Below are 21,136 nucleotides of genomic sequence, written 5' to 3' on the forward strand. Positions count from 1 at the left end.
CGGGGCCCCTCAGAAAGCCGCGCATGCCGCATCCTGATGCCCCCGCCCTGCCTTCGGTTCCCGCCGCCTTCGAGCTGCCGGTGCCCACCGAATGGCAGCGCATTGAATTCATTTCCGACCTGCATCTGCAGGCCGGCGAGCCACGCACCGTCGCGGCCTGGCTCGACTACCTGACGCACACCACCGCCGACGCGGTGTTCATGCTCGGCGACCTGTTTGAGGTCTGGATAGGCGACGATGTGCTGGACGACGCGCAGAGCTTCGAAGCGCGCTGCTGCGAACGCATGCGCGCGATCGCGCGGCACAAGGCCTTGTTCTTCATGCAGGGCAACCGCGACTTTCTCACGGGCCCGGCCTTTGCCAAGCGCAGCGGCTGCACCTGGCTCAGCGACCCGACCGCGTTCGAATTCGCCGGCCAGCGTTATCTGCTGAGCCATGGCGACGCGCTGTGCCTGGACGACACCGACTACCAGCGCTTTCGCGCCATGGCGCGCACCGCCGCCTGGCAGGACGCGTTCCTGCGCCAGCCGATAGAGGCTCGTCGCGCCCAGGCGCGCGGCATGCGCGACCAGAGCCATTCGCACCAGCGCGCGGCCATGGTCTATGCGGAGCTGGACCGGCAAGCGAGCCTCGACTGGCTGCAGGCCGCGCGCGCGACCACGCTGATCCACGGCCATACCCATAGACCCGCCGACCATGAACTGGCGCCGGGAATGCGGCGCATCGTGCTCAGCGACTGGGACCTGGATGCCACACCGGCGCGTGCCCAAGTGCTGCGGCTCGATCGCCTCCAAGGCCTGCAGCGCCTGCCCTGGCCCTGTCCCGCCGCATGAGCCTGCGCCGCTTCTGGAACCAGATCCAAAGCCGTCTGGCCCCCGTGCCCGAGATAGACGCCGGCCTGTGGCTCTCGGCCATCCAGGCCTATCCGTTCCTGCAGGCCCTGGCCCTGGCCGACCAGGCCAAGCTGCGCGCGCTGGCCGCGCTGTTCCTGCAGCGCAAGCAGTTCCATGGCGCGCACGGCCTGGAAGTGACCGATGCCATGGCGGTGCAGATCGCGGCCCAGGCCTGCCTGCCGCTGCTGCACTGGGGCACGCCGCGCGAAGCGCTGACCTGGTATGACGATTTCGTCGGCATCGTGGTGCACCCGGGCGAAGCCGTGGCGCGGCGCGAGTCCGTGGACGAAGCCGGCGTGGTCCACTACTACGACGAAGTGCTGCTGGGTGAAGCCATGGAAGGCGGACCGGTGATGCTCAGCTGGCAGGCCGTGGACGACAGCCGCCACAGCATGGCCGAAGGCACGAGCGTGGTGATCCACGAATTCGCGCACAAGATCGACATGCGCAACGGCGCGGCCGACGGCTGCCCGCCCTTGCCCCCGGGCTTCATGGGCAGCGCCAGCACGCGCGCGGCGCGCGCGCTGTGGCATGCGGCCTGGGAGCCGGCCTATGAGAAGTTTCGCGAACAGGTGATCATCGCCGAGCGCTTCGGCGGCGCCCAGCCCTGGCTCGACAGCTATGGCGCCACGGCCCCGCCCGAGTTCTTTGCCGTGGCCTGCGAAGCCTATTTCGTCAATCGGGCGCAGTTTGCGCAGGAATTCCCCACGCTGGCGCCGCAGCTCGCGGCGTTCTTCGAGCCCGGGCGCAAGGGCTGACCCTCAGCGCAGGCCGTCCAGCCAGGCCATGCTGGCCTGCAATTCATCGGGGCGGATTTCATGCGCGCTCGCGTACTCGCGGTATTCGAGCGCCAGCGGCAGCGCCTGCACGTGGTCGCGCATGGCGTGGGCACTGGTCAGCGGAATCACATTGTCGTAGGTGCCGTGGCTGATCCACAGCGACTTGCCGGCAAACTGCTCGGCCGGCGCCTGCAGCGAACGCACTTCGGGCAGCAGCCGGCTGTGCCAGACCATGGCCGCGCGCAGCGTCGCCGGCCGGGTCAGCAGCGTCGACAGCGCCATGATGCCGCCCTGGCTGAAGCCGCCCAGCACCGTGCGCTCGGGCGCAATGCCCAGTTCGTTTTGCGCCTGCGCCACGGTGCGCTCTAGCTGTTCGCGCGCGGCGCGCTCCTGCGCGACATTGATGTGGCGCGTGCCGTTGGTGTCCACGGTGAACTGGAACCAGGCATGGGCCTGCACTCCCATAGGGTAAGGCGCGCGCAGGCTCAGCACATGGAAATGCGCGGGCACATAGGCCGCGAGACCGAACAAATCCTGCTCGTTGCTGCCTACGCCATGCATCAGCACCAGCAGCCAGGGCTCGGCGCCTGGCGCTGCGGGTTCACGCTGCAGGAACTCTAGCGGCAGATTGGTCAAACGGGTCATGGCATTCCTTTTCCATCAGCGGATTCAATAGTGCGCAGCGCGGCAGGCGCAACGCGTGCCCGATCATGCCTCAGGCTCAGTCCGGATTCGGCTTGCCGCGCAAGGCCTTGGTGGCCGAGCGCACGCTCTTGCCTTCAAGGCGCCGGCGCTTGGACGCCATGGTGGGCCGGGTCGCGCGGCGCACGCGCGGTGCATGCGCCACCGAATCGACCAAGGCCTGCAGGCGCGCCAGTGCGTCGGCGCGGTTCATGTCCTGGCTGCGGAACTGCTGGGCCTTGATGACCACCACCCCGTCCGCCGTGAGCCGCTGGTCGCTCAGCGCCAGCAGCCGCTCCTTGACCGGCTCGGGCAGCGATGAAGCGCGCACGTCGAAGCGCAGGTGCACCGCACTGGACACCTTGTTGACATTCTGGCCGCCCGCGCCCTGGGCGCGGATGGCGCTCAGCTGGACTTCATCCATGCAGACAGTGAGAGACATGCCGCCATTTTGACCGCGTAGCCGGCCATTCAGAAGCCGGCCCGCGCTTTTCCCTTGTCGCCGGTGGCACAAACGGCACAGCCGCCCCATTGATGCAAACGCGCGACGCCGCCGCCGCAACCTTGTCAGCGCCGGAATTTGTCGCCACCATGGGCCTTATCTTCGCGTTGGAGGCAGCATATGCCCGACCCGAGCGCAGCCATGGAGCATCTGGACGTATTGATCATCGGCGCCGGCCTGTCGGGGCTGGCGGCGGCGTATTACCTGCAAAAGAGCCATCCGGCGCGCTCGTACGCCATTCTTGAAGCGCGCGCCGCCACAGGCGGCACCTGGGACCTGTTCCGCTACCCCGGCGCGCGTTCGGACTCCGACCTGCATACCTTGGGCTATGCGTTCAAGCCCTGGGGCCGCGCCCCGGCAATGGCCAGCGCCGCGCAGATCCTGGCCTATCTGCGCGAAGCCGCGGCAGAGAACGGCGTGGACCGCCGGGTGCGGCTGCAGCAGCGCGTGGTTGCGGCTGCATGGTGCAGCGCGACCGCGCTGTGGACGGTGGAGGTCGAGCGCGCCGACACCGGCACACGCCGGCAGCTTTCCTGCCGCTGGATCTTCTGCGCGGCCGGCTACTATCGCCATGACCGCGGCTACACCCCCGAACTGCCGGGCCTGGCGCAATTCCAGGGAACGGTGGTCCACCCCCAGCACTGGCCTGCGCAGCTCGACTGGAGCGGGCGGCGCGTGCTAGTTATAGGCAGCGGTGCGACCGCGGTGAGCCTGGTGCCCGCGCTGGCCGACAGAGCCGCGCATGTCACGCTGCTGCAGCGCACGCCTGGCTATGTGCTGGGCCTGCGCTCGGCCGACCCCGTGGCCGGCCTGCTGCAGCGACTGCTGCCCCCGCGCTGGGCGCACGGCCTGCTGCGACAGAGGAACATTGCGCTGGGGCGCGCGCTCTGGCGCCTGTGCCGGCACCATCCGCGCGTCGCGCGCCGGCTGATACGCGCCAACAACCGGCGCGCGCTGCCGCGCGGCTACCCCGTCGAGCTGCATTTCAATCCGCCTTATGCGCCCTGGGACCAGCGCCTGTGCATCGCGCCCGACGGTGATCTGTTCCAGACGATCGCCGCGGGCCGGGCCACGGTCGTCACCGACCGCATCGCGCATTTCACGGCGCAGGGCCTGCGGCTGCAATCGGGCGCAGAGCTCGCGGCCGACATCGTCGTCACCGCCACGGGACTGAACCTGCAGCTGCTGGGCGGCATGCGGCTGTGTGTCGATGGCACGGATGTCGATCTCGCGCGCAAGGTGGTGTTCCGCGGAATGCTGCTGGACGGCGTGCCCAATCTGGCCTATGCGATCGGCTACACCAACGCGTCCTGGACCCTGAAGATCGGCCTGGTATGCGAACACTTCTGCCGCCTGCTGACGCACATGGACCGCCATCGCCAGGCCATCTGCCGCGCCGAGCTGCCCACGCCCGGCATGCCCACGCGCGCCCTGCTCGACCTGGCTTCGGGCTATGTGCGACGCGCCTCGCCGCGCCTGCCGCGCCAGGGCCTGCGTCCGCCCTGGGCCCTGCCCATGGACTACCGGCGCGATGTCAAGACGCTGCGCCACGGCCCGCTGACCCATCCCTGCCTGCACTTCGGCCAGGCCACGGCACCTCCCGAGGAGCTTCCCATGACATCAGACCATTCCATCACCGCGCGCGAACGGCTGGATTTCGGCCTGCAGGGCGACATCCCGCGCTTCTGGCTAGACGGCCAGCCGTTCCGAACGCGTTTCTTCGACGCCATGTCGATCATGTTTCCCGAAGGCGAACGCTATTTCATCAGCTGCGTGCGCGACTTCCGCGATGCGGTCACCGATCCGCGCCTGCGCCAGGACATCCAGGCTTTCATCCGCCAGGAAGGCCAGCACGGCATGCTGCACAGCCAGTTCAACGAGCGGCTCAGGGCCCAGGGCGTCGATGTGGACCGGCTCGAAGGCTATACGCGCCGTTTCCTGTTCGGCTTCATGCGCCGCTTCCTGCCCAGGAAGCACACGCTGGCGGCGACCGCGGCCTGCGAGCATCTGACGGCCATCATGGCGCGCGGCCTGTTCGCGCGCCGCGGCGCGCTTGACGCCGCCGATCCACGCCTGCATGCGCTGTACAGCTGGCATGCCATGGAGGAGCTCGAGCACCGCGCCGTGGCCTTCGACGTGATGCAGCAGGTGGCGCGCGTGGGCTACCTGCGCCGCTGTGCGGCTTTGCTGGAAAGCACCCTGAGCTTCAACGTGCAGGTGCTGCTGTACCTGATGCTGATGCTCAGGTCCGACGGCTTCTCGCTGTGGCAGCGTCTGCGCCTGCTGGGCCCGGGCCTTTGGTGGGCCTACGGCCCGCGCGGCATCTTCACGCGCGACCTGGGAGCCTGGCTGCGCTATTTCAAACCCGGCTTCCATCCCTGGGACGAAGCCCAGATGCCCAGCTACCACCTATGGGTGGACACTTTCAACCGCACCGGCGACCCGCTGGCCGCGGGCCGCGCGGTGCACGCGGCCGCGATGCACACGCCCTAGCGCCCGCCCGCCGCAAGACATGACAGCAGCAGTGCATCGAAGCGCGCGGGCTGCTCGTATTGCACCCAATGACCGGCATCGTCGACCCAGTGCATCCCGGCGAAACGCGGCGTTGCGGCCACGAACGCCTGCTCGAGCGCCGCATGCCGGCCGCTGTAGAGCACGTCGTGGCGGCCATAGATGGCATGCACCGGGCATGCAACCCGACCCAGCGCCTGGGCCAGTACATCGGTCTGCGACAGGCGCCGACGCGGCAGGCGGTCGCGCAGCACGTTCTGCACATGCAGCGCCAGCGTGTCGGCATCGATGCGCGCCGGGTCGTGCAGCATCAAGGCCTGCAGGTTGTGGCGATGGGCCTGTTCGCGCGCGCTTTCGCTGGCCAGATGGCGCCAGCCCAGCAGTCGCACGGCCTTGCCGCTGCTCATCCACATGGCGGGCGCGCCCACCACCACCAGCTGGCGCACGCCTTGGGGGAAGGCCGCGGCCAGCATGCCGGCCGTCATTCCACCAAAGGAAAAGCCCACCAGATCAAAGCTGCGCGGGCCCAGCAGCTGCCGCAGCCCCTGCTCCAAAGGCGCGAGCATGGTGTCGACATCCTGCCCTTCGGGCACGCCGTCAGAGTCACCAAAACCCGGCAGATCCGGTGCCCAGACTTCGCGGCCCGCGGCCACCAGGGCTTCGATGTTGCGCAGCCAGTGGGTCCAGCTGCCGCTGCCGCCATGCAGCAGCACCAGCGGCACGCCGCCCCCGCCCTCGCCCCAGACATGCCAGACAATCTGGCCGCCCCCGGTTATGGGCGTGGCCACGCGCCGCGCCTGCGCCTGCAGCGCATCGATGGGCGCGCTCACCATTGCGCGACGGCGTCGATCGCCAGGCCGTAGCCGGCCACGCCGAAGCCGCACATCACGGCGCGCGCCGCGGCCGACAGGTAGGAATGGTGGCGAAAGCTTTCGCGCGCATGCACATTGCTGATGTGCAGCTCGACCAGCGGCACGCCCGTGCCCTTGACGGCATCGAGCAGCGCCACGCTGGTGTGCGTATAGGCCGCGGCATTGAAGATCAGGCCCGCGAGCTGGCCCTGGCCATGCAGGCGGCCGGCTTCGTGGATCCAGTCGACCAGCTGGCCTTCATGGTTGCTCTGGTGGAAAGCCAGCGCCAGGCCATGGCGCGCGCAGGCCTGTTCGCACAGGACCTTGACATCGGCCAGCGTCGCCGACCCGTAGATGGTCGGCTCGCGCGAGCCCAGCAGATTGAGATTGGGGCCGTTCAGGACATAGACAGTTTTCACACAACACTCCGGACGTCAGACCGCCGGATTATGCGTGGCCCAGCCTGTGCCTGGCGAGCGCTCAGCGATGACCGTGGCGATGCATCTCGCGGCGATCGTGGTGGCGGTGGCCATGGCCGCGGTGCTTGTCGTAATGACGCGGGTGGTCGCGGTAGTAGGGACGGCCGTAATAGCCGCGGTGCGAAGGCACGACATAGACCGGAGCGGCCTGGTACACCGGGCGCGGCGCGTAATACACCGGTGGTGGCGGCGCGTAATAGACGGGGCCGGAAGCGACATAGACCGGCGGCGCATTGGCAACGCCGACGGAAATGCCCGGCGACTGCACGCCCACCGACCAGACCACATCGCGCGCCTGGGCGGCGCCCGCGCCAGCCAGGGCGACGAACGCCAGTGCGGCACCGGCGACCCGCGCTCGCCACGATTTCAGCGAAAGGCTTGTTGTTGTCATCTGGAACTCCTTGTTCGAATCGGCGCGCCGGGGATCGGCCTGCCGCAGCGCAAAAAGCACCGCTTGAAGTACTTAACGCGCGACCATGGGAATAGGATGGCCTGAAACTGCGTCTAAATTGTTTCTATTCGCGACGAACAAGTTTCCGTTCGTAAGAACACCTCTGCCGCCCCCCGCGCCTAAAATGCCGGGATGAGTTCTTCCGACGCCACCAACACCCTCCCAGAACCGGTCAAGCCGAGTAACTTCCTGCGCCAGATCATCGAGGCCGACCTGGCCCGCGGTGCACATGCCCAGCGCCGCTGGGGCGGAAGCCCTGGCGATGCCGCGCACCATGCGGCCGGCGAGCCCGATCCGGCCAAGATCCGCACGCGCTTTCCGCCCGAACCCAACGGCTATCTGCACATCGGCCACGCCAAGAGCATCTGCCTGAACTTCGGCCTGGCACGCGACTACGGCGGTGTCTGCCATCTGCGCTTCGACGACACCAACCCGGAAAAGGAAGACCAGGAATACGTCGACAGCATCATGGATGCCGTGCGTTGGCTGGGCTTCGACTGGGCCCAGGCCGGCGAGGCGCCCGGAACGGCCGCGCCCTACCAGGCCAGCGACTATTTCGACTTCATGTACCGCGCGGCCGAATACCTGGTCGAGCAGGGCCTGGCCTATGTCGATGAACAGACGGCCGAGGAAATGCGCGCCAACCGCGGCGACTTCACCCGGCCGGGCACCAACAGCCCGTTCCGCGATCGCACGCCGGCGGAAAATCTCGAGCGCTTTCGCGCCATGCGCGACGGCCAGCTGGCCGACGGCGCGGCCGTGCTGCGCGCCAAGATCGACATGGCCGCGGCCAACATCAACCTGCGCGACCCGGCCATCTACCGCGTGCGCCATGCCGAACACCACAACACCGGCAACAAGTGGTGCATCTACCCGATGTACACCTTCGCCCACCCGATCGAAGACGCGCTGGAACACATCACGCATTCGATCTGCACGCTTGAATTCGAAGACCAGCGCCCGTTCTACGACTGGCTGCTCGACCAGCTGGTCACCGGCGGCCTGATCGCCGCGCCCCAGCCGCGCCAGTATGAATTCGCGCGCCTGAATCTGACCTACGTCATCACCAGCAAGCGCAAGCTCAAGCATCTGGTCGACAACGGCATCGTGCAGGGCTGGGACGATCCGCGCATGCCCACCGTGGTCGGCCTGCGCCGGCGCGGCTACACGCCGCAAAGCCTGCAGACGTTCTGCGAGCGCATTGGCGTGACCAAGGACTACAGCTGGATCGATTACGCGACGCTCGAAGGCTGCCTGCGCGAAGATCTCGAGAACCAGGCCCACCGCGGCATGGCCGTGCTCGACCCGGTCAAGCTGGTGCTGGAGAACTGGGATGAGGTCATGGGCGCGGGTCACCTCGAGCCCTGCACGCTGCCCGCGCTGCCCCACCCGCCCGAAGGCCAGGAACCCGCGCTGCGCCACTTCACCATAGGCCGCGAAGTCTGGATTGAACGCGAAGACTTCCAGGAAGTGCCGGTCAAGGGCTACAAGCGCCTGTTCCCCAGCAACAAGGTGCGCCTCAAGGGCGGCTATGTGATCGAATGCACGGGCTGCAACAAGAACGCCGCCGGCGAGATCACCGAAGTGCTGGCCCAGGTCGTGCCCGACACCAAGAGCGGCACGCCCGGCGCCGACAGCGTCAAGGTCAAGGCGGCGATCACCTGGGTGGGCGTGGCCGATGGCGTTTCCGCCGAAGTGCGCATCTACGACCGCCTGTTCACCGACGCCCAGCCCGACGCCGGCGGCAAGGACTTCCTCGCGCTGCTCAACCCCGACAGCCTCAAGGTCGTGACCGCATTTGTCGAGCCTTCGCTGGCCAGCGCCGCACCCGACACGCGCTTCCAGTTCGAGCGCCACGGCTACTTCGTCACCGACCGCCAGGACCACGCGCCCGGCAAGCCGGTCTTCAACAAGATCACCGGGCTGAAAGACAGCTGGGGCAAGTAAGCCCGGCATCCGACGCACGCAAAGGCTGCCGCTGGCAGCCTTTTTCATCTCCTCCGCACATCCCAGGACCCCATGCAAGCCCTGCTCCACGCCATCGCCACGATGGAACTGCCCACCGATGCCCGGCGCATCTTCCATGGCCGCGGCGGCCTGCATCCGGGCTGCGAACAATGGGCGCTCGATGCCTATGCGCCCGTGCTGCTGCTGACCAGCTTCAAGCCGGTGCCTGAAGAGGAACTCGCGGCCATAGGCGCGGCGCTGGAGCAGCGCTGGCAGCAGATAGGCGCCGGCGCGCCGCTCAACTGGGTGTTCCAGTGCCGCCACGAAGGCCGCAGCGATACGCGGCTCATGGCCGGCAGCGTGCCCGAGCCGCATGTTGTCACCGAGAACGGCACGCGCTACCGCGTGCATGTGCTCAAGGGCCAGAACCACGGCCTGTTTCTGGACATGGCCGAAGGCCGGCGCTGGGTGCACGAGCATCTGGCGGCCCACCCCGAACGGGAGCGCGGGCTCAAGGTCCTCAACCTGTTTGCCTATACCTGCGCGTTCTCGGTCGTCGCGCGCCAGGCCGGCGCCCGGCAGGTGCTCAATCTCGACATGAGCAGCGGCGCGCTGGCCATAGGCCAGCAGAACCACCAGCTCAACGAGATCAGCGACGGCGCGAGCTTTCTCGCCCACGATATCTTCAAGACCTGGGGCAAGATCACGCGCGGCGGCCCCTACCATCTGGTCGTCGTCGACCCGCCGAGCTACCAGAAAGGCAGCTTTGTCGCGACCAAGGACTACGCCAAGCTGATGCGCCGCCTGCCCGAGCTGCTGCGCCCCGGCGGCCACGCGCTGCTGTGCCTCAACGCGCCCGAGCTGGGCCAGGACTTCCTGCAAAGCCAGATGCAGGAACTCGCGCCCGAACTCGCATTCGCCGGGCGCGTGGCCAACCCCGCGGTGTTCGCCGATGTCTCGCCCGAGCGCTCGCTCAAGGTGCTGGTCTACCGCGCACCCGGCTGAGACCTACGAAACCGGCCTTGGGACGGCGGCACAATGGCGCCATGCACCTGAATACTTCCCATCTGTCGCGCCGAATGGCATTGCAAGCCACGCTGTGCGCGCTGGCCAGCCCCGCGGCTTTTGCAGCTCCCGCCAAATTCGACATCTGGCCCCACGAATCGCGCGTTCCCGGCGGTGTGGCGCGCCTGTCGCTCGGGCCCGCGGCCCAGCGGCCCAAGGTCAAGGCCGGCGATTTTCCGGTGCTGGTCGCGGGCGACATGATCGAATGGACCGCCATCGTGGGCATTCCACTGTCGGCCACGCCGGGCGTGCACCGCGTGCAGGTCGATGCCGGTGAAGGCCTGCAAAGCCTCGAGTACCGCGTGCGCGACAAACGCTATCAGGAGCAGCACCTCAAGGTATCGCCCAAGACCGTGGACCTCGCGCCCGAAGACCTCGCGCGCCATGAGCGCGAGCGCGCGCACCAGCAGCAGGTGATGGCGCTGTTCACCGCGCAGCGCAGCGAAGACCTGCGCATGCGCGTGCCCGTGCCCGGGAGGCGCTCGAGTTCCTTTGGCCTGCGCCGCGTGTTCAACGGTCAGTCGCGCAACCCGCACAGCGGCATGGACATCGCCGCGGCCACGGGAACGCCGGTCGTCGCACCGCTGCCGGGCAAGGTGGTCGATGTGGGGGATTATTTCTTTAATGGCGGCACGGTCTGGCTCGACCATGGCGCGGGCCTGCTGAGCATGTACTGCCACCTGAGTCGAACGGACGCCAAGCTCGGCGATGTGCTCGCCACGGGCGATGCATTTGCCGCAGTAGGCGCGACCGGGCGCGTGACCGGCCCGCACCTGCACTGGGGCGTGATGCTCAATCAGACCATGGTGGACCCGGCGCTGTTCGTGCCGGCGTAAGCGGCCGACACAACCCTTGAGGCGTCGCTGCAACGCCTCGCCGGCCGCGCCTGGCCGGCCGCGCCTCGCCGGCCGCGCCTCAACCGCAGATCCTCGATTTGCGGGGTCGTATCAGCCGCTTCTAGGCGCCTTATTCTTCAGGCAACGCTTCCGATTGCAGGAAGCGCTTGACCAGATCGAAGAAGTTCTCGTAGAACGCGTCGACCGCAATGGTCTCGCTGCCGACCTTGACCATGGAGTCGTTGCTGGCCGCGAACGGCAGCGACACCGAGCCCAGCGCGCCCACGCCCAGGCTCGCGGAGTTCGCGCTTTTCTTCAGCGCATAGCGGTCCTGCAGCGCGGTGACGAAGCCCAGGCTCACGCCGTGATCGGCGCTTTCGGGCACGCAGACCACGCGTATCAGCATCTGCAGATGCACCTCGGGCTCGGGCTGGAAACTCTTTTGCCCCTCGACCAGATCGGCGCGCGCGTTGTTGATCATGTAGCCCTGGCTCAGCAATGCCCGGCGCGCGGCTTCGCAGGTCTGTGCGGGGGTGGCATCGAACAGCCGTGAGTAGGTGGCGGTCGAGGAGAAATCCTCCTGCGAGCGCACGCGCTTCATCGGTTCGCTGGCGCAGGCGGTCAGGCTTGCGGCCAGCGCCAGCCATGCCAGCGGCAAGAGGCTGCGCCGCCATCCGTCCATCCGTTTCTGCTTCACCACCAGGCGCTCCTTGTTCAATCGGTTACAGACGACTTCGTCCGACCGCGAAAATGCTCTCAAATTTTATAGCACACTGATCGCATCACTGTTGGTCCGCAGGTTACAGAAGCGGGGACTTCCGCAGAAGTCGCCAGCCCGCACACACTCTTGCGCAAACGTCCGACAAGCACTGCCTTGACCCAACTACGTGAGGACCTCACTGGAACCGGGCATGCTGCCAACTGTTGCAATTTTTCAGCCAGCTCCGCTGGCACCGAAAGGAAACTTCATGCGATTTTTTGGGATCCTGGCCTTGTCGGCCGGCCTCACGGCCTGCGCGACTTCGCAGACTGCCACTCCTGAAACCAGTGCGGATGCCGCCACGCTAGAGGCCTACCATTGGCAATTGCGCGAAGTGCGCAACGACCAGGGCCAGCCGCAGGCGGGCTGGACCCTGCCGCCCGCTGCAGCCGCGGCCAACAACGCCGCGCCACCTGCCACGTCCCGCACGGTGGTGCTGAACTTTGCGCAGAACCAGGTCTCGGTGGGCAGACTGTGCAATGCGCTGTCGGCAGGCTACAGCCTGCAGGGCAATGCGCTGCATATCGGTCCCGTGCGCGGCACGCTGATGGCCTGCCCCGACTCCGCGGCCATGGTGCTCGAGCAGCAGGTCGGTCAAAGACTGCCCCAGGCCAGCCAATGGCGCATCGCCACAGCGCCGGCCGAGGCCGGCGCCACGCCCGCACCGATACTGACGCTGGTGTTCTCGGACGGCGGCCAATGGGTGCTCGAAGGCAAGCCCACCGACGCCACGCGCTACGGCAGCGCGGGCGAGCGCATGTTTCTGGAAGTCGCGCCGCAGCGCGTCGCCTGCAGCCACCCGCTGATTCCCAACTACCAGTGCCTGCAGGTGCGCAAGATCGAATACGACGGCCAGGGCCTGAAGACGCACACCGGCCCCTGGGAAAACTGGTACGGCGAGATCCAGGGCTACACCCACCAGCCCGGCGTGCGCAATGTGCTGCGCATCCAGCGCTACCCCGTGGCCAACCCGCCCGCCGATGCCCCGGCCTTTGCCTATGTGCTCGACATGACTGTGGAGTCGGAAATCGTGCGCTGAGCCAAAGCGCAGGCGCAGCCCCAGCGGGGGCGCGCGTTCAGCGGAAGCGGAACTGTCCGTCGACGAACATCGACGCGCGCTGCACGCCGTTGGTGTTTTCGTCGGTATAGGACCAGAAAGCCTTGACCGTGCCCCGGGCGGTGTCGACCACCTGGCTCACGGTGAAGCCGCTTTTTTCTATCCAGTTGAGAAAGTGCAAGGTGTCGCTGAGCTGCAGATAGCTCAGGCGTTCGCGGCCTTCGGACGTGCCGCCTTTGCAGTCAGTGACCTTCCAGAAAAGCAGCCCCTGGGGCGAATAATGAACCAGGGCCTGGCTGTCCGGAAAGTCGATGACGGCCTCGCGTCCCAGGAGGGAACTGGTGTTGAGCAACGACATGGCGCGGTTCCTTTGCTGGTTGAATAAACCACTCACTGGGCAGGCACTGGTTGAGATTGTTGGATGCAAAACTGCAGAAAAAATGTGGGAATAGACCTCGTCCCCTAGTCATCCAATTTGCATCCTCGGCAATGATGCACGCGCTGGCGCGCGGCGCCGAGCAGCGCGCGCGGCTTTGGCGCACAATCTCGGCGCGTGCCGGGGCCGCCTTTTCATGGCCCTCGCCCCTTTCCAGACAGGTCCGCGCTTTGGCTTCTCCCTTTTCCCTTTCCGCTTCTGGCGCCTTGCGCCAGCCTGGTTTTCTTCCTTTTCTCACTGCCCGCCTGCTGGGCGTGTTTGCCCAGCAGATGCAGGCCGTGGTCGTGGCCTGGCAGGTCTATGACCTGACGCGCGACCCGCTGTCGCTGGCCTATGTGGGACTGGCGCAGTTTCTGCCGATGCTGCTGCTCTTGATTCCCGCGGGCGACCTGAGCGACCGCATGAGCCGCAAGCGCATCCTGGGCGCGAGCTGGAGCGTCGCCGCGCTGTGCGCCGGCCTGCTGTTCTGGCTTTCCGCCCAGCACACGACCAACGTCCACTGGATCTATGCGGTGCTGGTGCTGTTCGGCTGCAGCCGCGCGTTCACCGGACCGGCCATGCAAAGCCTGCTGCCACAGATCGTCGCGCGCGAACATCTTGCCCAGGCGCTGGCGACCAACAGCATGCTGATGCGCACCGCCTCGATTGCCGCGCCGGTGCTCGGCGGCGTGCTCTATGCGCTGGGCGGCGGCGAGCTGACCTACGGCTGCGCCATGGCCGCGCTGGTGCTCGCGGTGCTGATGCTGGCGCGCGTTCCCGTGCTGCATGCCATGCCGCGCACCGCGCTGGCCGGGCGCATGTGGCAGCGTTTCGGCGACGGCATACAGTTCATCCGCAGCCGCCCCATCATCCTGGGCACGATCTCGCTGGACCTGTTTGCGGTGCTGCTGGGCGGCGTGATCGCACTGCTGCCCATCTACGCGCACGAAGTGCTCAAGGTCGGCCCCGAAGGCCTGGGCATGCTGCGCAGCGCCATGGCGATAGGCGAAGTCGCGACCGGGCTGTGGCTCAGCGCCCGCCCGATACGCCGCCATGTGGGCCGCGTGATGTTCGCCGCCGTCGCGCTGTTCGGCCTGGCCAATCTGGTGTTCGCGCTGTCGACCTGGTTCTGGCTGTCGATCGCCGCGCTGATGCTGGCCGGCGCGGCCGACATGGTCAGCGTCTACATCCGCTCGGCGCTGGTGCAGTTCTCCACGCCCGACACCATGCGCGGGCGCGTGAACGCGGTCAACATGCTGTTTATAGGCTCGTCGAATGAACTCGGCGAGTTCCGCGCGGGCAGCAGCGCGGCCCTGCTGGGCGCGGTGCCCGCGGCAATTGCCGGCAGCCTGTGCACGCTGGCCGTGGTCGGCGGCTGGATGGCCTGGTTCAAGCCGCTGCGCGATGTGGACCGGCTCGAGGACGCGGCGCGCATTTCGGGCGCGCCCGAACAGCAGGCCTGAAGAATCAGCGCCGGCGCTGGCGCAGCAGCTGCACCACGCCTTCGGCCAACAGCACGGCAATTGCGGCAAACACCAGTGCATAGGTCGGCCACTGGCCGGGCTGCAGGCTTTCGCCCAGCAGCAGCGCGACCAGCACCAGCAGCACGGGCTCGACATACGACAGCAGCCCGAACAGCCCCAGCGGCAGCCAGCGGCTGGCGGCCATGTAGAGCGCCAGCGCCACGGCGCTGACCACGCCCAGCAGCGGCAGCAGCGCCCACAGCGCGGGATGGTCGGGCAGCAGCGCCCAGCTCGAAGGCGCGCGGCCCATGAACCACAGCGCGGCCGGCACCAGCAGGGCCATGTCCAGCCAATGGCCGACGATTCCCGGAATGTCCAGCCGCCGGCGCAGCGCGAAGTACACGGGATAGCCCAGCGCCACCAGCCAGGTCTCCCAGGACATTCCGCCCGCCAGCCACAGCTCGTGCGCCACGCCCAGCGCCGCGAGCAGCGTCGCCAGGGCCTGGGCGCGTGACAGCCGCTCGCCATAGAACACGCGTCCGACCAGCACCATCGTCAGCGGCAGCAGGAAATAGCCCAGCGACACCGGCAGCGCGCGGCCGTGCAGCGGCGCCCACATGAACAGCCACAGCTGCACGCCCAGCATCGCCGCGCTCGCGAGCAGCGCCAGCGCCAGCGCGGGGCGCGCGCGCACGCGCCGCCAGACAGCCGCCAGCAGCGCGGTCTCCCCCAGCAGCAGCAGCATGAGCGTCGTGAACGGCAGCGTCAGCAGCACGCGCCAGCCGAAGATCTGTTCGCCGTCGAGCGGCGCCAGCCACGGAGAGAACGAATAAATCGCGCCGAACAACACCGATGCGAGCACCGACGCGACAATGCCTTTGAGCATTCCAACCTCTCCAATGCGGCGCACCGCGACAATCCCGTCCCGGGAAAACCCTGGATTGTGACCGCAGCGCGCACGCACCGCAATGGTGCACGCCGCGCTGGCGTACAGTGCGCACCCGCCCCGCCTTTTTTCTCAGGCCCCGCGCCTTGCCCGAACTGCCGCCCCACGACCCCGCCCCCGCCCTGCATGTGCTCTGGCGCGACGAACATCTGATCGCGGTCTACAAGCCCGCGGGCTGGCTGGTGCACCGCACCGGCCTCGATGCGCACGAAACGCGTTTCGTGATGCAGACGCTGCGCGACCAGATAGGCCAGCGGGTGTTTCCCGTGCACCGCCTCGACAAGGGCACCTGCGGCGTGCTGGTGATGGCGCTGCACGCCGATGCCGCGCGCGCGCTGGGCCAGGCGTTTGAAAACCAGCAGACGCACAAGCGCTATCTGGCGCTGGTGCGCGGCTGGTTGCCCGGCGAAATCGACGTCGACCATGCGCTCAAGCCCGATGACGCGCCGGCGGATGCCCCGGTGCAATCGGCGCAGACCAGGCTGCGCTGCCTGGCGCGGCTGAACTGGCCCGAAGCCTATGACCCGCGCCACGCGGGCACGCGGCTGTCGCTGGTCGAGGCCTTGCCGCTCACGGGCCGGCGCCACCAGATACGCCGCCACCTCAAGCATGTGGCGCATCCCATCATTGGCGACGCCACGCATGGCAAGGGCCCGCTCAACCGCTGGTGGGCCGAGCGCCTGGGCCAGCAGCGGCTATGGCTGCATGCGCAGTCGCTGAGCCTGCCGCACCCGGTCAGCGGGGAGATGCTGCATTTGCACGCGGACTGGGCCGCGCTTGCGCCGCAGGTCGCGGATGTGCGCGACTGGCAGGCCCTGATGGCCTTGCCGGGCTGGGTTACTCAGCCGCCTGCGGATGCAGCTCGACCGGCTCAGGCTGGGCCACAAATGCCCCGCTGAGCAGCTCGCCCAGACGCGCAATCGGCATCTTGAAGCCGCAGGCCTGGGCATGGCCGCCGCCGCCCATGGATTCGGCCATGGGAATGCAGTTGAACTCCGAGCGCGAACGCAGACCGACCTTGACGCCGCTGGTGCTGGCATTCCACATCAGCGCAAAGGTGCCGCTTTGCTTGGCCAGCAGGTCGCCGACCTGGCTGTGGAACATTCCGGGCGCATTGACCATCAGGCCGGCGACGCCGTTGAAGACCACGGGCTGCGCGCCTTCGGCAATGTCGGCGCAGAGCTTCTGGAATTTTTCATCCATCGCATCGCCGCGCGCCATGAAGGCGATTTCCTGCGCGGGCGTGAACGCCGCGATCTCGGCCCAGCGCTCGAAGGTGCGTGGCTCCATATCGAGCGCGGCCAGGAACGCCGGGCTCTCGGGGTATTGCCAGGTCCAGATGTCGCGGTCTTCGATGCAGCGGATCAGCGCGGGCACGGGCTTTTCGGAATGGAAGAACTCCCAGGCCAGGCGCGCGCCCGACTTGTGCATGTCGAAGTGCACCACGCCGCAGCGGCACGAATAGCCGTGCAGCTTCTCGGCTGCGCTCTTGTGGTGGTCCAGCAGCACCAGCTTGGCGACGCGCGACTCGATCTCGGCCAGCAGTTCGGGGCCGAAAGCGAAATCGAGCACATAGACCGCGCGTCCCGCGAGATCACCCAGTTCGTCGGCGCTGTTGATCTCGCCATGGTCGAGACCACGGAATTCGGCCTGGCCTTCATAGAACAGCCAGGCGGCTAGTGCCGCGCCGTAGCCATCGGGACAACGGCGGCCGTGGTAGAGGATCAGGGGACGGGGGTCGTTCTTGGCCGGGCCGACCAGCAGCTGCAAGGGCAAAATGGTTTTCATATTGGCGCCGATTGTCGCGCGTCTGGGATTTGGATGCTGGGCAATGACCGGCGCCAGCACCGTCAATCCTCGTCCTCGTCTTCGGGATAGTCGTCATCGTCCTGGTCGGTCACCAGTTCCTCGATCACCAGTTCGCGGTAGTGGAAGGCGGCGGTCGCGCCATAGGCATTGAGCACCTCGGCCACTTCATGCGCATCATCGTTGCCCAGCGCCACCAGCAGGCCATGCTGGCCCTGGTGCGCCAGCGCGCCTATGCGCTGCACGATTTCGCCTTCCAGGCCCGCCGACTGCAGTTCGTTTTCCTCCAGGCCCAGCGTGGGCACGATGTCGGTCAATATGGCCTCGGGCGTCGCATGGCGCACCGCGCCCGCATAGCCCAGCGCATGCAGTGCCTCGGACGCGGCATGCGCGACATCATCGGTGGGCACCATGGCAAACACATGGCCGGTGGGGTAGAAAACACCCCCCATGGAGGTCATGCTGGAATCCAGAGAGAACGGGGTCATGGTCATCTCCTCGGCATCAGGAACCACCACTAAACCACAAGGTCTGCGTCTTGGCTATAGGCAAATGCAGCGACATGCGCATGCGCCGCGCGTAGGCCTGCGCGCACATGCGATGCCGGTCTGCGCTGCCCCTGCGCGTCAGCGCCATGACGCACAGTCGTCGCTGGGGCAGCGACCGCTGCGCAAAACGATCCCGAGGACAACTTGATGGACAACTGGTGGAACATTGTCGGACGCACCGTCGCTTCCGAATTCGCGGACGTCAGCGATATCGAACAGCTCACACGCGTGGTGCTGCGGCTGACGCTTGCGGCATTGCTGGGCGGCCTGCTCGGCTGGCAGCGCGAAATCCATGGCAAGGCGGCCGGCATACGCACCCATATGCTGGTGTCCATGGGCGCGGCGCTGATCGTCATGGTCGCGCAGCAGGCGGGCGGCAACGCGGCCGATCTGAGCCGCGTGCTCCAGGGCCTGATTGCGGGCGTGGGCTTTCTGGGCGCGGGCACGATTCTCAAGACCGACCGCAACGGCGACGACGTGGACCAGGTCAAGGGCCTGACCACGGCCGCGGGCATCTGGCTGACGGCCGCCATTGGCGCCGGCGCCGGCATAGGCGAGGAAGTCACGGCCGTACTCAGCACCGTGCTGGCGTTTGGCGTGCTGAGCCTGGTGCCGCTGCTCGCTCCCGCGGTGCGCGCCGCAGCCAATGAGAACGCCGAAAAGCTCAGGCAGCGGAATGAAAACGAACCCTAAGACCGCGACACCGCTGTGCCATTGCCGCAGCAAACGACTTGGCACGCGGCGCGGCCGGATAATGGTCCATTGATTCTGATTTGCCGCAGTCACCGGCGATCCCTGCCCGGTGCAGCTGCGGTCTTCTGTATGCACACGACTCCCGACATCACTCCCCATCTTGGCCAGCTGCTGCGCTTTCGCCATGACTTGCACGCCCATCCCGAGCTCAAGTACGAAGAGCACCGCACGGGCGACAAGGTCGCGGCCTATCTGAAGGCCCTGGGCCTGAACGTGCACCGCGGCCTGGGACAGACCGGCGTGGTCGCCACCATCCATGGCAAGGGCCGCAGCGCCGAGAACCCGGGCCGCAGCATAGGCATACGCGCCGACATGGATGCGCTGCCGGTGCAGGAACTCAACGGCTTCGGCCATATCAGCACCCACCCTGGCCGCATGCATGCCTGCGGCCACGACGGCCACACCACCATGCTGCTGGGCGCGGCCACGCTGCTGGCCCAGCAACCCGACTTCGACGGCTCGGTGCACCTGATTTTCCAGCCCGGTGAAGAAGGCGGCGCGGGCGCGCGCGCAATGATGGAAGACGGCCTGTTCACGCTGTTCCCCTGCGAAGCGGTGTTCGCGCTGCACAACTGGCCCTTGCTGCCCGCGGGCAAGATGGCGGTGCGCGTGGGCCCCATCATGGCCTCGGCATTGCGCTTCGAGATCCGCATCAGCGGCAAGGGCGGTCATGCGGCCATGCCCCACACCACCATTGACCCGATTCCCGTCGCCTGCGCGCTCGTGGGCCAGCTGCAGACCCTGGTGTCGCGCAGCACCGACCCACTCGACAGCGCGGTGGTGACCGTGGGCCAGATCGCTTCGGGCACGGTGGAAAACATCATTCCCGACGACGCGGTGATCTACGGCACGGTGCGCACGCTCAAGACCAGCACCGAGAAGACGATGATCGAGGGCCTGCACCGCATCAGCGAGCATGTGGCCGCGGCGCACCTGTGCACGGCCGAAGTCATCATCAAGCCCGGCTACCCCAACACCACCAACCACGCGCACGAGGCCCGCTTCATGGCCAGCGTGATGCGCGAAATCGTCGGTGAAGAGAACGCCGACGGCGACATCCTGCCCGCGCTCACGGCGGAAGACTTCGGCTTCATGCTCGAAGTCGTTCCCGGCGCCTATGGATGGATAGGCAACGGACCCAACGGCCAGGCCGGCGTGGGCCTGCACAACCCGGCCTACGACTTCAACGACGACAACCTGGACCGCGGCCCGCGCTTCTGGGATCTGCTGGCGCGCCGCTGGTTTGAAACCACAAGCACCCCCTGAGCCGCTCACGCGGCTTCCCCCTCTCATCCTTCGGTGGATGGGGACGGCAGCCTCGGTGCGGGGCGGCCCTTCCTCGCTGCCCCCAGCTCAGTCACTCCAATGACATAGGCCAGTACTGACGTCGACCAGCGTATCAGGCGCCTGGCTGCAGCTCAGGCCGAGGGCGCGGCCGGTTTGCGGTTACGGATGCCGGTCTTCTTGGGCTTGGCGCGCGCGTCCTTCTTGGCCTGGCGCAGCGCGTCGAGTTCCATGCCCTTGTTGAACCATTCCTCGTATTCGGCCGGCGTCTCCAGCGTGATGCGCCCGAGGTTGTGGATGCGGAAATCGGTGATCACGATCTCGGCGGCTTTTTGCACGTTCACGCGCCCGCCGGTCATCACCGCGCCGCGCTTGCGGCCTATCGCTTCCAGCAGTTCGTCGTCGGGCAGCGCGGCAATCTCGCCATCGGTCTGCGTGAGCTTGTAGCGTTCGCGCAGATTGGCCGCGTAGTTGCGCTGCGCATAGCGCAGGAATTCAAGCGCGACCAGTTCCTCGTCATAGGCATTGCGGCCTACGGCGCCGCTCACGGCCAGGTTGTAGCCGCTTTGCTCGACGGCAATGCGCGGCCACAGCATGCCCGGCGTATCCCACAGATAGAAATCGTCGGCGAGCACGATGCGCTGCTCGAGCTTGGTCACGCCGGCTTCATCGCCGGTCTTGGCCTGGCCCTTGTTGCTCATAGAGTTGATCAGCGTCGACTTGCCGACATTGGGCACGCCGCAGATCAGCACGCGCATCGGCTTGGCCATGCCGCCGCGTCCGGGCGACAGCAGCTGGCAGGCTTCGATCAGCCGGCGCGTGGGCGTGGGCTCGGAGGCATCGAGCGCGACGGCGCGGGTTTCGGCCTGGGCGTTGTACCAGTCGAGCCACATCACGGTGCGCGCCGGGTCGGCCACATCCTGCTTGTTGAGCACCTTCAGCCGCGGCTTGTGCCCCGTGAGCTCCTGCAGCAGCGGGTTGGCGCTGGAGCCCGGCAGGCGCGCGTCCAGCACTTCAATGACCACGTCAATGTCCTTGATGCGCTCGGCGATCGCCTTGCGTGTGAGATTCATGTGACCGGGAAACCATTGAATGGCCATGGGGCAATA

General features: G+C 67.2%; 22 protein-coding genes. 11 read left to right on the forward strand and 11 right to left on the reverse strand.

Annotated elements, in window-relative coordinates; genetic code table 11:
- Positions 1 to 23 precede the first annotated feature (23 nt).
- Positions 24 to 833 (forward strand): UDP-2,3-diacylglucosamine diphosphatase, encoded by an 810-nt coding sequence (locus ACSVDO_RS15000; RefSeq protein WP_489593135.1) that lies wholly within the window; start codon positions 24 to 26, stop codon positions 831 to 833.
- Complete coding sequence (locus tag ACSVDO_RS15005) at positions 830 to 1,651, forward strand: M90 family metallopeptidase (protein WP_332537665.1); 822 nt, start codon at positions 830 to 832, stop codon at positions 1,649 to 1,651. The genes ACSVDO_RS15000 and ACSVDO_RS15005 overlap by 4 nt, the downstream gene beginning before the upstream one ends.
- 3 nt (positions 1,652 to 1,654) lie before the next feature.
- On the opposite strand, the gene ACSVDO_RS15010 is transcribed toward ACSVDO_RS15005, so the two are convergent.
- Both ACSVDO_RS15010 and arfB read right to left on the reverse strand, forming a co-directional pair.
- On the reverse strand, positions 1,655 to 2,308 hold the full coding sequence (locus ACSVDO_RS15010; protein ID WP_332537678.1) for an alpha/beta hydrolase: 654 nt from the start codon (positions 2,306 to 2,308) through the stop codon (positions 1,655 to 1,657).
- 85 nt (positions 2,309 to 2,393) lie between these two features.
- Positions 2,394 to 2,795: an alternative ribosome rescue aminoacyl-tRNA hydrolase ArfB gene (arfB, locus tag ACSVDO_RS15015; protein WP_332537664.1), complete on the reverse strand. Its 402-nt coding sequence runs from the start codon at positions 2,793 to 2,795 to the stop codon at positions 2,394 to 2,396.
- 180 nt (positions 2,796 to 2,975) lie between these two features.
- On the opposite strand from arfB, the gene ACSVDO_RS15020 reads away from it, so the two are divergent.
- Positions 2,976 to 5,348 (forward strand): metal-dependent hydrolase, encoded by a 2,373-nt coding sequence (locus ACSVDO_RS15020; protein WP_489593137.1) that lies wholly within the window; start codon positions 2,976 to 2,978, stop codon positions 5,346 to 5,348.
- Here ACSVDO_RS15020 and ACSVDO_RS15025 read toward each other — a convergent pair.
- From ACSVDO_RS15025 to ACSVDO_RS15035, 3 genes are all read right to left on the reverse strand, one after another.
- Positions 5,345 to 6,199 carry an alpha/beta fold hydrolase gene (locus ACSVDO_RS15025; RefSeq protein WP_489593139.1) on the reverse strand — a complete coding sequence of 285 codons (855 nt, stop codon included), beginning with the start codon at positions 6,197 to 6,199 and terminating at the stop codon, positions 5,345 to 5,347. The two genes, ACSVDO_RS15020 and ACSVDO_RS15025, sit on opposite strands and share 4 nt — an antisense overlap.
- Complete coding sequence (aroQ, locus tag ACSVDO_RS15030; protein ID WP_332537661.1) at positions 6,193 to 6,636, reverse strand: type II 3-dehydroquinate dehydratase; 444 nt, start codon at positions 6,634 to 6,636, stop codon at positions 6,193 to 6,195. Before aroQ ends, ACSVDO_RS15025 begins: the two co-directional genes overlap by 7 nt.
- A 61-nt stretch (positions 6,637 to 6,697) precedes the next feature.
- The gene (locus ACSVDO_RS15035; protein ID WP_332549356.1) at positions 6,698 to 7,087 is read right to left on the reverse strand and encodes a hypothetical protein; all 390 of its coding nucleotides are present in this window, start codon (positions 7,085 to 7,087) and stop codon (positions 6,698 to 6,700) included.
- A gap of 192 nt (positions 7,088 to 7,279) precedes the next feature.
- On the opposite strand from ACSVDO_RS15035, the gene ACSVDO_RS15040 reads away from it, so the two are divergent.
- The 3 genes from ACSVDO_RS15040 to ACSVDO_RS15050 all read left to right on the forward strand — a co-directional run bounded on the left by ACSVDO_RS15040 (position 7,280) and on the right by ACSVDO_RS15050 (position 10,995).
- Positions 7,280 to 9,094, forward strand: a complete 1,815-nt coding sequence (locus ACSVDO_RS15040) for a glutamine--tRNA ligase/YqeY domain fusion protein (protein ID WP_489593142.1) — start codon at positions 7,280 to 7,282, stop codon at positions 9,092 to 9,094.
- Positions 9,095 to 9,166: 72 nt separating this feature from the next.
- The gene (locus ACSVDO_RS15045) at positions 9,167 to 10,099 is read left to right on the forward strand and encodes a class I SAM-dependent methyltransferase (protein ID WP_489593144.1); all 933 of its coding nucleotides are present in this window, start codon (positions 9,167 to 9,169) and stop codon (positions 10,097 to 10,099) included.
- Positions 10,100 to 10,140: 41 nt separating this feature from the next.
- Positions 10,141 to 10,995, forward strand: coding sequence for a peptidoglycan DD-metalloendopeptidase family protein (locus tag ACSVDO_RS15050; protein ID WP_489593145.1), 855 nt, complete (start codon positions 10,141 to 10,143; stop codon positions 10,993 to 10,995).
- A 130-nt stretch (positions 10,996 to 11,125) separates the two neighbouring features.
- Here the strand turns inward: ACSVDO_RS15050 and ACSVDO_RS15055 are convergent, their stop codons facing one another.
- Entirely contained in the window at positions 11,126 to 11,677 is a 552-nt protein-coding gene (locus ACSVDO_RS15055) for a DUF2242 domain-containing protein (protein ID WP_442881491.1), read from the reverse strand.
- Between the two features lie 286 nt (positions 11,678 to 11,963).
- Between ACSVDO_RS15055 and ACSVDO_RS15060 the strand changes: the two genes are divergently transcribed.
- On the forward strand, positions 11,964 to 12,794 hold the full coding sequence (locus ACSVDO_RS15060) for a DUF4377 domain-containing protein (protein WP_489593147.1): 831 nt from the start codon (positions 11,964 to 11,966) through the stop codon (positions 12,792 to 12,794).
- A 37-nt stretch (positions 12,795 to 12,831) separates the two neighbouring features.
- Here the strand turns inward: ACSVDO_RS15060 and ACSVDO_RS15065 are convergent, their stop codons facing one another.
- Positions 12,832 to 13,170 (reverse strand): MoaF-related domain-containing protein, encoded by a 339-nt coding sequence (locus ACSVDO_RS15065; RefSeq protein ID WP_332537655.1) that lies wholly within the window; start codon positions 13,168 to 13,170, stop codon positions 12,832 to 12,834.
- Between the two features lie 284 nt (positions 13,171 to 13,454).
- Between ACSVDO_RS15065 and ACSVDO_RS15070 the strand changes: the two genes are divergently transcribed.
- On the forward strand, positions 13,455 to 14,690 hold the full coding sequence (locus tag ACSVDO_RS15070; RefSeq protein ID WP_489593150.1) for an MFS transporter: 1,236 nt from the start codon (positions 13,455 to 13,457) through the stop codon (positions 14,688 to 14,690).
- Between the two features lie 4 nt (positions 14,691 to 14,694).
- On the opposite strand, the gene rarD is transcribed toward ACSVDO_RS15070, so the two are convergent.
- Positions 14,695 to 15,576, reverse strand: coding sequence for an EamA family transporter RarD (rarD, locus tag ACSVDO_RS15075; protein ID WP_332537653.1), 882 nt, complete (start codon positions 15,574 to 15,576; stop codon positions 14,695 to 14,697).
- Positions 15,577 to 15,722: 146 nt separating this feature from the next.
- Between rarD and ACSVDO_RS15080 the strand changes: the two genes are divergently transcribed.
- A complete protein-coding gene (locus tag ACSVDO_RS15080; RefSeq protein WP_489593152.1) occupies positions 15,723 to 16,535 on the forward strand; it encodes a pseudouridine synthase in 813 nt (270 codons plus the stop codon).
- Here ACSVDO_RS15080 and ACSVDO_RS15085 read toward each other — a convergent pair.
- Both ACSVDO_RS15085 and ACSVDO_RS15090 read right to left on the reverse strand, forming a co-directional pair.
- Positions 16,474 to 17,424 carry a DHH family phosphoesterase gene (locus ACSVDO_RS15085; protein ID WP_489593154.1) on the reverse strand — a complete coding sequence of 317 codons (951 nt, stop codon included), beginning with the start codon at positions 17,422 to 17,424 and terminating at the stop codon, positions 16,474 to 16,476. The two genes, ACSVDO_RS15080 and ACSVDO_RS15085, sit on opposite strands and share 62 nt — an antisense overlap.
- Positions 17,425 to 17,486: 62 nt before the next feature.
- Entirely contained in the window at positions 17,487 to 17,930 is a 444-nt protein-coding gene (locus ACSVDO_RS15090; RefSeq protein WP_489593156.1) for a hypothetical protein, read from the reverse strand.
- 207 nt (positions 17,931 to 18,137) lie between these two features.
- On the opposite strand from ACSVDO_RS15090, the gene ACSVDO_RS15095 reads away from it, so the two are divergent.
- Positions 18,138 to 18,683, forward strand: coding sequence for an MgtC/SapB family protein (locus ACSVDO_RS15095; protein ID WP_332537676.1), 546 nt, complete (start codon positions 18,138 to 18,140; stop codon positions 18,681 to 18,683).
- A 129-nt stretch (positions 18,684 to 18,812) separates the two neighbouring features.
- On the forward strand, positions 18,813 to 20,009 hold the full coding sequence (locus ACSVDO_RS15100; RefSeq protein ID WP_489593158.1) for a M20 aminoacylase family protein: 1,197 nt from the start codon (positions 18,813 to 18,815) through the stop codon (positions 20,007 to 20,009).
- Positions 20,010 to 20,161: 152 nt separating this feature from the next.
- Here ACSVDO_RS15100 and ylqF read toward each other — a convergent pair whose 3' ends face one another.
- A complete protein-coding gene (ylqF, locus tag ACSVDO_RS15105) occupies positions 20,162 to 21,127 on the reverse strand; it encodes a ribosome biogenesis GTPase YlqF (RefSeq protein WP_489593160.1) in 966 nt (321 codons plus the stop codon).
- Positions 21,128 to 21,136: the final 9 nt, after the last annotated feature.

The organism is Comamonas sp. DB36, from assembly GCF_057914905.1.